The sequence below is a fragment of the Actinosynnema sp. NPDC004786 genome (genome assembly GCF_053601135.1).
In genome coordinates this window covers 40,453-53,150 of the sequence record NZ_JBSGBG010000015.1, presented here as the reverse complement: position 1 = coordinate 53,150, position 12,698 = coordinate 40,453, and the positions used below count along the sequence as shown (strand labels likewise).

Genomic DNA, 12,698 nt, shown 5'->3' with positions numbered 1-12,698 from the left:
TCACGTCCGCGCCGTGATCATGGCGTCGAGCCGGTGCCGGGCGAGGCGGTGCAGCATGTCCGCCAGCGCCTCCGACTGGATCCGGCCCTCCAGGTCGAGCCGGGCGTCGGCGACGGTGCGCGCCACCGTGCTCCGCGGCACCCGCCCGCCGAACTGCGCGGCGAGCGCGCTGACGGTATCCCGGCACAAGGGGTCCTGCTCGTGGTGGTCGATCACGCGCACTCCTCGATCCCTTCTCGGCTCCTCGTTCCATCGTCCGGGAAACCGCAGGTGGACGACCTGACATGTATCTGACGAAACCACACGTTCGCGGGTCGCGGCGCGATCGCAAGCTGACCGCAAGGTGCACCGGCGCGGTTTGCGGCCAGAGTGGTCACGCGATGACGAACCACCCACCACGAGAACACCGGGCGTGACCGCGATCCCCGCGGCACGGGGCTCGACCGCGCTCGTGCTCATCTGCGACCACTGCGGTCGCGTGTTCGAGGACCGGGTCGTGCACACGGTGTGGCGACTGCTCTGGACCCACGCAGTCGCCCACGGGTGGTGCGGGCGGGACCGCGCGGTCGGACCCCACTGCTGCGCCCGCTGCGCCGGGGAAGCGTGACGAGCGCTCCTTGCCGGGTCCCGGCAAGGAACCACGCGTCGGCCCGGCCGGGTTGCCGCGTTGTCCGGACCACGCGACCGGGAGAGGATCAGTGCAGGTCAAAGGCGGCCCGCCGGGCGGGGGAATCCCTTGTGGACGCGCCGGCGGACGGTCCGCCCACGCCTGAGGCCAACCCCGTGCAGGGGCGGTTCCCGGCCAAGGGGGAGGGGAACCGGCGCCACCGCACCGGAGCACCGCCGAGGTGGGCGTGCTCCGGTGCGCGGGGATCGCAAGGTGATCGCAAGGTCGACCGGCCGGGGTGTCCACCACAGTGGGAGGGTCCGCGGACGACGAGGGTGCACGAGGGCGGGTGTCTTTCGGCGAAGCACTGCGACACCCGCCCGGACCACCGCCGGTTTCGACCGGGCCGGCTGGGGTAGCGAACCGGGCATGGGCACACCCGACCGGACGGACCCGCCGCGCGCGTTCGGCGACCTGGCCTCGCGCTTCGCCGAACGGCTGGCCGCGGTGCGGCCGCTGGTGGACGCCCGCTACGTGCGCCCGGACTGGGCGCGGCGCAACGCGGAACTGGCACGCGACCTGCTGCCGGCGCCGCCCGCCGACTTCCTGCGCCACCCCTCGATCGCGTTCCAGATGTTCGTCGACGAACGAGTGCTGCCGCACGAACTGCCCTATGTGCGCCCGCGGCTGGCCGACGAACACCTGCTCGCCGAACCGCCGGTCGGCGACCCGCCGACCACGCCATTGCCGGACAGCGACATCCGGACCTCCTCGAACACCGTGCACCAGGTGTTCCACCTGCTGCGTTACGAAGAGGCCACCGGGCGGCGCATCGGCGACGCGGCCACGATCGTGGAATGGGGCGGCGGGTTCGGCGCGTTGATGCGCCTGATAGTCGCCCTGCACGGCGGTGAACCGACGTGCGTCATCTTCGACACCCCGGTCTTCAGCGCGGTGCAGTGGCTCTACCTGTGCGCGGTGCTGGGCGAGGAACGGGTCGTGCTGCACGACACCGGACCGGTGCGGCCGGTCCGCGGCCGGGTCAACCTCGTGCCGATCGGCCTGGTCGCCGAGACGGACGTGGCCGCCGACCTGTTCATCTCCAACTGGGCGCTGAACGAGAGCATGCCCGCGGCCAGGCAGGACGTCGTGGACCGCCGCTGGTTCGGCGCGGGGTCGCTGCTGCTCGCCATGCACGCCGGCGACCCGTTCACCGAGGTGGTGCTGGCGGCGGGCGCGGCGGCGGTGCCGCTCGGCGACTTCATGCCGGGCCAGCAGTACCTGGTCTCCTGACCCCGCGCCACACCGTTCCGAACCTGCTCCGAAGAAATTCCGAAGTCGCTCTCCCACGCGAATTCCTGAACCGGTCCGTGTGCAATTCCGGACGGCTCGTGCGCGATTGTCGGCACAGTCCCGGCGGTCGCTTGGCCGTCATTTCCGCAGGTGCGGACGTCGGATATCGAGCCGGTCACCGCGAGGTAATCGAATAAGGTGCAATCGCGGTGATCGCCCGATTACCGCCTGCCGATAGAACTGGCGAGTAAACAACTCGCCCATCCGGCGGGGTGGAATTCGAGACCTCACGTGGGGGATAGAGCGTGCGCAAGGTGAGTTCGGAACGTGATGAGCAGGCCGACCGCGGCAGTGGCACGTTGGGTCGGCGGACATTCCTGACGGCGGCCGGCGCGACGGCGTTGACCGTGGCGGCCGGGGCCGGCGGCGCGGCCCGCGCGTCGACCCGCGACTCGGCCGACGTGATCGTGATCGGCGCGGGGTTCGCCGGTCTCGCGGCCGCGCGCGACCTGCGCCTGGCCGGCCACAGCGCGGTGGTGCTGGAGGCCCGCAACCGGATCGGCGGCCGCACCTGGACCGGCACGTTCGCCGACCAGTCCATCGAGTACGGCGGCCAGTGGTTCAGCCTGCGGCAGGCCCGGGCCATGGCCGAGTTGGACCGGTACGGCATCGGCCTCGTCACCGGTGGCGTGGCCGTGCCCACGTCGTTCTACCCGACCGCCAACGGCCCGCGCGAGGTCGACGCCGTCGCGTCCAACAACCACCTGGTGAGCCTGATCGCCAGGCTGTTCGAGGGCTCCCAGCAGTACTTCCCGCAGCCGCTGGACCCGTTCGTCCGGCAGGACCTGCTCGCCGCGGTCGACCCGCTGACGCTGCGCGACGGCGTCAACCGGTTGCGACTGTCCGCACAGGACCACCAGTGGCTCAGCGCCGTCACCTCGATCTACTCCGGTGGCACCGACACGACCGGCGGCCTCACCGCGCTGGCCCAGTGGTGGGCGCTGTGCGGGTGGAACCAGGAGGGCTGGGACTCGCTGAACGCCTTCCGCCCCGTGGGCGGGATGCGCGCGGTGCTCGACGCGCTGCTCGCCGAGAGCCAGGCGGACCTGCGGCTCAACAGCCCCGTCGCGGCGGTCCTCGACAACGGCCGCACCGTCGAGGTGGTGACCACCACCGGGGCCAGGTACACCGCGGGCGCGGTGGTCGTGGCCGTGCCGGTCAACGTCTGGCGCACCATCTACTTCGCACCGGGCCTGCCCCGCGCGCACAGCGCCGCGACCACCCAGGGCGTGGGCGTGCCGAACGCGATCAAGGTGCACCTCCGGTTGGCCCCCGGCGTGACCACGTCGGCGATCGGCCCGGCGGGCGCGCCGTTCTCCTGGGTGATCCCGCAGGGCGACCTGGCGAACGGCGACCAGCTGGCGGTGGCGTTCAGCGTCGACCCGACGCTGCCGCTCAACGACCGCGCGGCCCTGGAGGCCAGGCTCAACACGGTGCTGCCGGGCGCGCGGGTCCGGGACTTCCGGACGACCGCGTGGCACCGGGAGCAGTTCACCCGCGGCGGCTGGGCGCTGCGCAGGCCCAACCAGCTCACGACGATCGTGCGCGGCCTGCAGCAGGCGCACGGCCGGGTCACGTTCGCCGGCGGTGACATCGCGGTGGGCTACCACGGTTTCGTCGAGGGCGCGCTGGAGACCGGCTCCCGCGCCGCCTCGCAGGTGGCCGACCTGCTGTCCTGACGGACGGAGGGGTCCGGTCCACAGTGGACCGGACCCCGTTCGTCGTCCCCAGTCGTCAGCGAGCCGAACGCGCTACTCGGCCAGGGCGCCGGTGTAGTTCAGCGTCGCCGCGGGCGCGAGTCGCCGCGTGGTGTCCTGCGGGCCGCCCGGCAGGTCCAGCGGGATCGTCGTGGTGTTGCTCCGGCCCATTCCCCATTGTGGGCGCTTCCCCAGGAGCTCCAGGTCGGTCGCCACCACCACGAGCAGCGGCAGCGCCCGGCGGGAGCCGGTCATGTCGTCGAGCAGGTCGAGCAGCGAGTCGTCGGTCAGGTGCAGGTCGTCGATGAGCACCACGGCGGGTCGGTTGAGGCTCATCCGGTCGACGAACCGCCCCCCGGGCGGCACGTCGAGCGCGCCCGCGGCGAGGTCGTGCCGGGGCGCGTGCGCGTGCGTGGGCAACCCGCCGAACGCCTCCACCAGCGCCCTGGTCGCCTCGCCGGACGGTCCGCCGCCGCACCGCAGCGTCACCACGTGGGCCTGGTCGGTGCGGCTCACCGAGCGGGCGAACCCCTCGATCAGCCGGGACTTCCCGGTGCCCGCCGCGCCGAGCACGGTGACCAGGTGCGGCCGCGACCACGTGCCCACCCAGCCGAGCAGGTCGTGCAGCAGGCCGATCTCGCCCTTGCGCGCGTACGCCCCGACCGCCGCCGGCGAGCGCTCCCGCACCTGCCACGCCGCGAACGCGTCGCCCTTGGCGTGCTCGAACACGACGTGGTCGTAGGTGACGGCCGACGACGCGCTCCGGGTCGTGGCGCACACCCAGATCTCCCCGGCGGGCACGTGCGCCAGCAGCGTCGCGCACTCGTCCAACGACGCGGGCGCCACGGCGTGCAGGTCGCGCGCCGCGCCGGAGACGCGGATCTTGCCGGTCACGACCGCGGCGTGGAAGCTCACGCCCCGCCCGGCGGTGCGCGGGTCGTCCGCGAGCACCTGGCGGATCGCGGCCGCGGCGCACACCATCCGGGGGTCTTCCTCGGTCTCGTCGATGTCGAACAGCGCCAGCGACATCGAGCCGATCGACGTGGTGATCGTCCCGTCGAAGCGGGCCACGACCTCGGGGATGATCTCCGCCAGCAGGTCCGCGGCCCGGTCGTCGTGGTCGTCGGAGCGGGCCCGGATCATCAGGATGCCGACCTGGCGCACACCCGGCGCCTCCGGCTCCGGCCGCGGCCTCGGCGCGGGCACCGGGTGCGGCGTGGTGACCGGCCGCCGCGGGCGCACCACCACGGGCGCGGGCGACACGCCGGGCGGAGCCACCCGGGCCAGCTCCGGGTCGTGGTTCAGGATGGCCTGCTGCAACGACTGCAACTGCTGGCTCGGCTCCAGGCCCAGGTTGTCGACCAGCTCGGCGCGCGTGCGCCGGTAGACCTGGAGCGCGTCGGCCTGCCTGCCGCTGCGGTACAGGGCGAGCATGAGCTGACCGCAGCGCCTCTCCCGCAGCGGTTCCTGCTCGACCACCAGCGCCAGCTCGTCGAGCGCGGTCCGGTGCCGGCCGCACGCCAGCTCCGCGTCGAAGTAGTCCTCCGTGACGTCGAGGCGGGCGTTCTCCAGGGCGGTCAACTCCGGCCACGTCGCACAGGTGTCCACGAGGTCGGCCATGGCCGGGCCGCGCCACAGCGCGAGCGCCTTGCCCAGCAGCGAGGCGGCGACCTCCGGCGACCCGCTCGCCAACTCCGCCCGGCCCTCCCTGACCAGGCGGAGGAACCAGTGCATGTCGACCTTCTCCTGCTCGACGCGCAGCATGTAGCCGGGCGCCTGCGTGCGCAGCTCGACCTGCTCGTCCGCGTCGGCTCCCTCACCGAGCAGGTTGCGCAGGCTCCAGACGGCGTTCTGGAGGATCTTCCGGGCGGTCTTCGGCTCCTCCTCGACCCACAGCGCCTGCAGGAGCCTGCGGGTGGCGACGACGCGATTCGGGTTCATCAGCAGCAGGGCGAGCGTCGCCCGCTGCTTCGCGCCGCCCAGGGTGAGCGGTCGACCGCCGGATAAGACCTCGACAGGACCTAATATATTGAAACGCAACGATGCCCCCATGGTTCGCGTAACAGGTGAGTACGGTCTCGATCGCTGCGCGGTCTCCGATGACTGCGCTCGGCGTCCGCTATCTGTTAAATCACTATTGGAGTAACCTCCGCACACCGTGGTGGCCCACCCCGGATAAGGTTACCCCCAAAACGAATGTAGCATCATCGGCGATATGATCACCTATCCGCCATTCGGTGGCACTGGTGGCTGCTTCCTCGTGTCTTGGTGGCGTCCTCTTTCGGGTTCCGACGGTTTACGGAACAGTCGGCACGGCTCCGTTCGCGGAGTCGTGTCCGGCCGAAAGGACGCCGACGTCGAGTGCGGCCACCCGATTCGCCCACCGGTTCGGCCACACCGGTGGTCGTCCGGTCACTACGGGATCCCGGTCGTCGAGTCCGGGGCTCCCGCCCGGCCGGCCGGTGGATCGACCGTGGTCACGGGCCACTTCGCCGCGGCAACGGGCATCGCGGTGAACTCCCTGCGAACACCTCGGTCCCCGCCGGACCCGACCGGCGCGGCCGAGCGGTCGGCGCGGGCCGCGTCGGTCGGCGCGCGCGAGCGCAGCGGGTGCTGTACCGATCATGAATAGCGATTCGCGGATGTTCGCGGCCGGGTCGGCGGCAGTGCGGGCCGGGCCTGACGGCGTGAGGATTGCGGTTGCGGCGATCGTGCCGATACCCCTCTCGAATCGGAACGCGTCGGTCCGGTGTGAAGTTCCGGTGAGCGCGCGCGGTGTATGACCGATATGGGTGGTGAACCTGCCGGCGAACAGGGGGCGAACGGTCGACAACGCGGTGCGGAGACCGAACGCCACCGCGATGTGCCGGACGATTCCCCGGGCGCGGACGCTCAGCATGCGGAGGGCGTCATAGGCCGCCATCGCGAGGGGTGAACGTCGTCGTGCCGACACCGGTGGACGCGCGCGAGCGAAAACCCGGGACCGGTGATCACCGGTCCTCCGGTCGCCCCACCTCTGGCCGCCGGGTCGCCGACCGCCTGGCCGCCGACCGCCGAGGCACCGCCCGGCCTGCTGCCGACCGCGGGACCGCCGACCACCGGAGCACTGAACGCCGAGCCGCCGACCACCGGAGCGCTGATCGACCGGGCGCTGATCGCCGAGCCGCTGAACGCCGAGCCGCTGAACGCCCAGCCCTCGATCGCCGGGCCACCGAACGCGTCGCAGCCCGTCGCCGTCGCGGCGGCCGCACCGTGCGCGGTGCGGGCGGCCACCGGAGGCCGGGTCGGTGCGCCGAGCGCGGAGGCGATCGGGGACGGCGCGGTCGCGGGCACCCGCCGTTCGCCCGGTGAGCCGCAGGTCGTGCATCCGGGGGTCGGGATGACGACCTGCGGTTCGGCGGGCTCGGGGGAGCGGTCGGGGCGGAGCTGCGCCGGTGGTTGCCGGCGGCGCGGGTCGGGGACGGCGCCGACCCGCGCGAGGGCTTCGCTCAGTGTTTCGCGCACGGAAGGGTAGACCTGCCGCGCCGGTGAAATTCGTCGCGGCCGGGGCGACGAATTTCGGGCGGCAGCCCGGTCTAACCCTGTGACAGAGGTCTGCGTGCGCTTGGGGGGCTGGAGATGGAGTTGCACTCGCAGGGTGTTGACCGGGACATGACGGTGAACGACCGCTCGGACGTGGACGCGGAGTTCATGCTGCAGGCCAACTCGCTGCGGGGGGAGCTGCTCGCGCACTGCTACCAGCTGCTCGGCTCGGTGCACGACGCCGAGGACCAGGTGCAGGAGACCCTGCTGCGCGCGTGGCGCTCGTACGGCGATTTCGAGGGTCGCTCGTCATTCCGCACCTGGCTGTACCGCATCGCCACGAACGTCTGCCTCACCGCGCTGGAGAGCCGCCAGCGCCGTCCGCTGCCGTCCGGGCTGCCGCACTCGCGGGGCGACGAGCAGGCGCACGGCACGTGGAGCATGGAGGACGGCGCGCTGTTGGGCGCGAGTTCCCCCACGCTGGAGAGCACCGACCCGGCGGCGATCGTCGCCTCGCGCGAACGCCGCGCCCAGGCCCTGCAGATGGTGTGGAAGCACCTGTCGCCCCGCCAGCGCGCGGTGCTGATCCTGCGCGACGTGCTCAACTGGCAGGCCAACGAGATCGCGGAGGTGATCGGCACGTCCGGCAGCGCCGTGCACAGCATGCTGCGCCGCGCCCGCGCCCAGCTGGCCCAGGTCTCGGCGGTGGCCGCGGACGAGATCGACCCCGCCTGGCGGGAGATGCTCGACCAGTACGCCGCGGCGTTCGAGAGCGGCGACATGGCGGTGCTGGTGAGCCTGCTGACCGACGGGGCGGTGATGGACGTCGGCAACGCCGAGCCGGAGGTGCTCACCGGCCGGGACATCGTCGCGCGGCACCTGGAGCTGTGCCCGACCCTGGGCAACTGCCACATGGTCCCCATCACCATCTCGGGCAAGCCGGGGTTCGCCGTCTACCGGCCGACCCCGGACGGCGTCCTGCGGGCGCACTCCATCGAGGTGTTGGACATGTCGGATTCGGGGATCGAGGGCATCACCGTGGCCGAGGACCGCGCGGTGTTTTCCCTGTACGGCCTCCCCTCGACCATCGAGGCCGACGCCCGAGTGCGGACACGCCGTCCTTGAGGATCTACCAGGAGGCGCTGGCCGATCTCGTCCGCGGCAAGGACCTGGCCGAACGCGCGACAGGTTACGCCCGCTTCGTCGTCAACCACGTGACGACGGACCACTTCTCCCTGCCGACGCCGTGCCGGCCGTGGGACATGTGGACGCTGCTGGCGCACGTCAACGACTCCCTGGCCGCGTTGTGCGAGGGCATCGAGCACCGGCGGCTCGCCCTGGCCCCCGCGCCGCCCGCGCCCGGCGGCGGTGACGTGCTCGCGGCGTTCCGCCACCTCAGCACCAGGCTGCTGGAGTCGTGGACCGGAGCCGGTCACCGGGGCGGCGACCGGCTCGTCGAGGTCGGCGGCACGCCGCTGCACGGCCTGGTGCTGGCGGGCACGGGCGCGCTGGAGATCGTCGTGCACGGCTGGGACATCGCGCGGACGTGCGGCGCGGACTGCGTCATCCCGGACGCGCTGGCCGCGGACCTCTACGACTTCGCCAGGGTCGTGGTGGGACCGACCGACCGGCGCCCGCAGTTCGCCGACCCGGTGCCGGTGACCGCGTCGGCCACGCCCGGCGACCGGCTGGTGGCCTACCTCGGCCGCGACCCGAACCTGGTCCTGCGGCGGTAACGGGCTGCGCGCGGGACCGGGGTCGTGCGGGACCGGCTGAGGTCCGGAACCTCGGTCGACCCCCACGGCGTTGGGGGCCGACCGACGCTCCGGACCATCGGTCGGCGACGGTCGGTCGGCGCGGGCGGCGTGCCGGTTACAGGAACGTGGTGTCGGGATCCAGGCCGAGCAGGACCCGGCCCTGGACCTCCAAATTCGTGGTGGCGTTGGTCAGGCCGTGGTGCATGAACGCCTGCAGGTCGCGGTGGAAGCGCTGCAACGGCACCGTGCGGCGGATCACCGAGCCGCCGCTGAGGGAGTAGAGGATGTCCACCGCCTCCTTGGCGAGCTGCCCGGCGAACATGGTCTGCCCGCGCACGATCGCCCGCTCCTCGACCGTGGGCAGTTCGCCCGCGTCGGCCCGGCGCTGGAGCAGTTCGAGCCAGCCGCGGGAGAGCGCGTCGGCGGCGTCGATCTTGTTCTTGGCGGTGGCGACCTGGATCTGGGTCAGCGGGTGCTGCCGCTGGTCGGTCCAGGAGGTGTAGGTGATGCCGCGTCCCGGCAGCCGTTCGAGGAACAGCTCGTACGCGCCGCGCGCGATGCCGGTGAACACCGCCGCGCACTCGGCCATGATCATGCTCACCAGGCCGTAGGAACGCCCGTCCGCGCCGCCGTTGGTGCGGCCGGGCGCGTTGTTGGCCATGGCGTGCTCGAAGTCGAGCACCCGGTGGGAGGGGATGAAGACGTCCTCGGCCACGGTGGTGACGCTGCCGGTGCCCGCGCCGCCGGAGACGTCCCAGTCGTCGATGGTCGTCAGCTCGGTCATGGGCACCAACCCCATGACCCTGGTGTCGGTGCCGTCCAGCACGGCCACCGTCACGTTCCAGTGCGCGCCCAGGCAGCCGGAGTTGAAGTTCCACCGCCCGTTGAGCCGGTAACCGCCCTCGACGGGGACGACCCGGCCGGTCGGCGCGAAGCCGCTGGAGACCCGGACGGAGCCGTTGGCGAACACCTCCTCCTGCGCCCGGTCGGGGAACAGGGTGGCGATCCACGCGTTCGACACCCACGTCTCCGCCAGCCAGCCGCTGGACGGGCACCCGCGGGCGATCTCGGCGAGCACCGCGACCTTGTCGGCCAGGGACAGTTCGAGCCCCCCGAACCGGCGCGGCACCGCCATGCGGAACACGCCCGCCTTGTCCTGCAGATCGATGTTCTCCGTCGGGATCATGCGCTCGGCCTCGGCCTGCAGCCCGTTGCGGCGGAGGACGGGGATGATGTCCTGCACCGCGCCGAGCACGGACCGAAGTGCTTCGCTGTCCGTCATAGTGCATCCTTTCTTCGCTGACTCGTCCCGCCGGTGGCTCGCCTCACCCCTGCCCGTAGGGGTTGTCCACGGCGTAGCGCCACCGGCCGTCGTCCCCGCGCCGCAGCACGTCGGCGCCGACACCGGTCGATTCCTCCACGACGCCCTCTTCGTTCGTCGCGGACAGCGCCCAGTCCACGATCAGCAGCGCCGTGTCGCCGGCGACGAAGGAGTCCCGCAGCGTGGCCTGCACCGAGGCGCCGCGGGCGATGACGTCTTCGATGTGCTTGCGGCGGTCGTCGCCGGACAGCGCCACACCGGGTTCCCACACCGCGACCGCGTCCTCGGTGTAGAGCCGGTTCACGGCGTCGGCGTTGCCGGCGTTGAAGGCGCGCACGTACAGCGCGGTGAGCTGGGTCGGATCTTCGAGGGGTTCGAAATCGTCACGCTGGCGGGTCATGTCGGTTACGGTATGTATATCAAGGCACTGGCAACCCACACCGGGGTAACGGCTTTCCGGTTCCGGGCGTCGTCGGTGGTGACTCGGCGGTTACCGGCCGGACCTAGCGTCGGGCGGGCGCAGAGGCATCCCACGCGAACCACCAAGGAGACCGTCGATGGCCGCTCCGGTGCTGTCACCGCAGTTGTTCACCGCGGAGTTCTTCCGCAATCCGTACCCGGCGCTGGAGTGGCTGCGGGAGAATTCCCCGGTCCACGAATTCGCCTTCCCCGTGGACGACGTGCCGACCTGGATCATCACCCGGTTCGCCGACGTGCACGCCGCGCTCGGCGACAACCGGTTCAGCACCTCCGGCGCGAAGTGGGCCAACGACCGCGCCCGCGGCGCGGGCATGGTGTTCGCGTCCGGCACGGTGGTCGAGAAGATCGTGACCGTGCTCGACCCGCCCGACCACACCAGGATCCGCAAGCTCGCCATGGGCGCGTTCACCCCCCGGCGCATCGAGCAGTGGCGCGCCACGGTCGAGCGCATCGTCAACGACGCGATCGACCAGCTCGCCGCGCAGGACGAGCCGGACCTGATGACGTTCGCCAGCGCCGTGCCGGCGGGCGCGCTCGGCAGCCTCCTGGGCTTCCAGCTCGACCGGTTCAACGACATGCTGCACGCCATCGACCGGGCGTTCACCACCGCCCCGGAACTCCAGGACGACCGCACCCGCGCGTTCGAGGAGATCGGCGAGTACGGCCGCGAGCTGATCGAGGCGCGGCGCAAGGACCCGGCGGACGACCTGACGTCGCTGTTCATCCAGGCCCGCGACGGCGAGGACCGGCTCTCCGAGGAGGAGCTGCTGTCCATGCTGGCCGTGATGATCATGGCCGGCCTGGACACCACGCGCGGCGTGCTCGGCTCCGCGTCGCTCGGCCTGATGGAGCACCCCGACCAGATCGCGCTGCTGAACGAGCGGCCCGAGCTGCTGCCCGGCGCGGTGGAGGAGTTCCTGCGCTACGAGGGCGCTCTCGCCACCGGGCTGCTCCGGTTCGCCGCGGAGGACCTGGAGGTGAGCGGTGTCGCGATCCCCAAGGGGTCGCCGGTGCTGCTCTCGCTGCTCTCGGCCAACCGGGACCCCGCGCAGTTCACCGACCCCGACCGGATCGACATCACCCGCACCGGCGTGCGGCACGTGGGGCTGGGGCACGGCCTGCACAACTGCCTGGGCGCGGCGCTGGCGCGCATGGAGGTCGGCACCGGCATCTCCACGCTGTTCCGCCGGTTCCCGAACATGCGGCTCACGGTGCCGCGCGACGAGGTCGAGTGGGCGCCCACCTGGCTCATCCGCTCGCCGCTGCGCCTGCCGGTCGACCTGGGCGCTCCGGCGTGACGGCGAAGCCGAGGGCGACCCTCTCGGTCGACCAGGAGACGTGCCGCGGCACGGGGTTGTGCCAGGCGCTCGCACCGCGCCTGTTCCGGCTGGACCCCTACGGCGAGGCCGAGGTGCTGCGCGCGGAGTTGACCGAGGAGGAGGACGTCACCCAGGCCGACGCGGTGATGTCGACGTGCCCGACGGAGTCGGTGATCCTCAAGTTGTTGGCGTGACCCGGCGCGGGAGAGCGCCACGACGAGCCCCGGCGCCGCGACGGTGCGCCGGGGCCACGACCCGTGCGCGCGTCCGGGCTCCCGGCGGGGATTACCGCGCTGTGACTCGCGCGTTCCCCGCCGTGCACAGACTTGGCCGGGAAACACGTGCTGGTCAAGGGTTTCGCGGAGTGGTCCCGAGAGGCCGTCCTTTGTGGACTGACAGGGTCCTGCGGTGGCGCGCATCCGTTGAGGGTTGACCCGCTCACCGGGCTTCCGCGCGGCGGTGGCAGGGCTTCGCGGGTCCGCCCGGCGTCACCGGGAACGGTGTCCGTGGTCAGCCGCGCCGGGCGGCCTCCGGGACGAAGCCGGTCAGGCCGGCGCGGACCCGGTCGAGTCGGGGCGGACCGCGTCGAGCCGGGCGCGCTGGTCGAGGTCGAGTCCGCCCGGTCGGGACGCCGCGTCGCCG

12 protein-coding genes are annotated in these 12,698 nt (G+C 72.2%); 7 read left to right on the top strand and 5 right to left on the bottom strand.

Annotated elements, in window-relative coordinates; genetic code table 11:
* Complete coding sequence (locus tag ACWEFJ_RS15880) at nt 1-216, bottom strand: hypothetical protein (protein ID WP_378086590.1); 216 nt, start codon at nt 214-216, stop codon at nt 1-3.
* A 196-nt stretch (nt 217-412) separates the two neighbouring features.
* Here ACWEFJ_RS15880 and ACWEFJ_RS15875 point away from each other — a divergent pair, with 196 nt between their 5' ends.
* The 3 genes from ACWEFJ_RS15875 (at nt 413) to ACWEFJ_RS15865 (ending at nt 3,639) form a co-directional block, all read left to right on the top strand.
* Complete coding sequence (locus ACWEFJ_RS15875; RefSeq protein WP_378086592.1) at nt 413-607, top strand: hypothetical protein; 195 nt, start codon at nt 413-415, stop codon at nt 605-607.
* 429 nt (nt 608-1,036) lie between these two features.
* Nucleotides 1,037-1,900 carry a class I SAM-dependent methyltransferase gene (locus ACWEFJ_RS15870; protein ID WP_378086594.1) on the top strand — a complete coding sequence of 288 codons (864 nt, stop codon included), beginning with the start codon at nt 1,037-1,039 and terminating at the stop codon, nt 1,898-1,900.
* 314 nt (nt 1,901-2,214) lie between these two features.
* Nucleotides 2,215-3,639: a flavin monoamine oxidase family protein gene (locus ACWEFJ_RS15865; protein ID WP_449714131.1), complete on the top strand. Its 1,425-nt coding sequence runs from the start codon at nt 2,215-2,217 to the stop codon at nt 3,637-3,639.
* 72 nt (nt 3,640-3,711) lie between these two features.
* Here ACWEFJ_RS15865 and ACWEFJ_RS15860 read toward each other — a convergent pair whose 3' ends face one another.
* Nucleotides 3,712-5,709 (bottom strand): AfsR/SARP family transcriptional regulator, encoded by a 1,998-nt coding sequence (locus ACWEFJ_RS15860; RefSeq protein ID WP_378086597.1) that lies wholly within the window; start codon nt 5,707-5,709, stop codon nt 3,712-3,714.
* An 840-nt stretch (nt 5,710-6,549) separates the two neighbouring features.
* Nucleotides 6,550-7,161 carry a hypothetical protein gene (locus tag ACWEFJ_RS15855; protein WP_449714130.1) on the bottom strand — a complete coding sequence of 204 codons (612 nt, stop codon included), beginning with the start codon at nt 7,159-7,161 and terminating at the stop codon, nt 6,550-6,552.
* Nucleotides 7,162-7,308: 147 nt separating this feature from the next.
* Here ACWEFJ_RS15855 and ACWEFJ_RS15850 point away from each other — a divergent pair, with 147 nt between their 5' ends.
* Both ACWEFJ_RS15850 and ACWEFJ_RS15845 read left to right on the top strand, forming a co-directional pair.
* Nucleotides 7,309-8,304, top strand: coding sequence for an RNA polymerase subunit sigma-70 (locus tag ACWEFJ_RS15850; protein ID WP_449714129.1), 996 nt, complete (start codon nt 7,309-7,311; stop codon nt 8,302-8,304).
* Complete coding sequence (locus ACWEFJ_RS15845) at nt 8,301-8,915, top strand: TIGR03086 family metal-binding protein (RefSeq protein ID WP_449714128.1); 615 nt, start codon at nt 8,301-8,303, stop codon at nt 8,913-8,915. Before ACWEFJ_RS15850 ends, ACWEFJ_RS15845 begins: the two co-directional genes overlap by 4 nt.
* Nucleotides 8,916-9,051: 136 nt before the next feature.
* Here the strand turns inward: ACWEFJ_RS15845 and ACWEFJ_RS15840 are convergent, their stop codons facing one another.
* Nucleotides 9,052-10,218, bottom strand: a complete 1,167-nt coding sequence (locus ACWEFJ_RS15840; protein WP_378086605.1) for an acyl-CoA dehydrogenase family protein — start codon at nt 10,216-10,218, stop codon at nt 9,052-9,054.
* A gap of 43 nt (nt 10,219-10,261) precedes the next feature.
* A complete protein-coding gene (locus tag ACWEFJ_RS15835; protein WP_378086607.1) occupies nt 10,262-10,657 on the bottom strand; it encodes a YybH family protein in 396 nt (131 codons plus the stop codon).
* A gap of 157 nt (nt 10,658-10,814) precedes the next feature.
* On the opposite strand from ACWEFJ_RS15835, the gene ACWEFJ_RS15830 reads away from it, so the two are divergent.
* Nucleotides 10,815-12,035: a cytochrome P450 family protein gene (locus ACWEFJ_RS15830; protein ID WP_378086609.1), complete on the top strand. Its 1,221-nt coding sequence runs from the start codon at nt 10,815-10,817 to the stop codon at nt 12,033-12,035.
* Entirely contained in the window at nt 12,032-12,250 is a 219-nt protein-coding gene (locus ACWEFJ_RS15825) for a ferredoxin (protein ID WP_378086611.1), read from the top strand. Before ACWEFJ_RS15830 ends, ACWEFJ_RS15825 begins: the two co-directional genes overlap by 4 nt.
* The last annotated feature ends 448 nt before the right edge of the window (nt 12,251-12,698 follow it).

Coding starts and splice junctions, on each gene's coding strand:
- ACWEFJ_RS15850 (WP_449714129.1), top strand. CDS start 7,309: ATGACGGTGAACGACCGCTCGGACGTGGACGCGGAGTTCATGCTGCAG.
- ACWEFJ_RS15835 (WP_378086607.1), bottom strand. CDS start 10,657: ATGACCCGCCAGCGTGACGATTTCGAACCCCTCGAAGATCCGACCCAG.
- ACWEFJ_RS15860 (WP_378086597.1), bottom strand. CDS start 5,709: ATGGGGGCATCGTTGCGTTTCAATATATTAGGTCCTGTCGAGGTCTTA.
- ACWEFJ_RS15840 (WP_378086605.1), bottom strand. CDS start 10,218: ATGACGGACAGCGAAGCACTTCGGTCCGTGCTCGGCGCGGTGCAGGAC.
- ACWEFJ_RS15830 (WP_378086609.1), top strand. CDS start 10,815: ATGGCCGCTCCGGTGCTGTCACCGCAGTTGTTCACCGCGGAGTTCTTC.
- ACWEFJ_RS15870 (WP_378086594.1), top strand. CDS start 1,037: ATGGGCACACCCGACCGGACGGACCCGCCGCGCGCGTTCGGCGACCTG.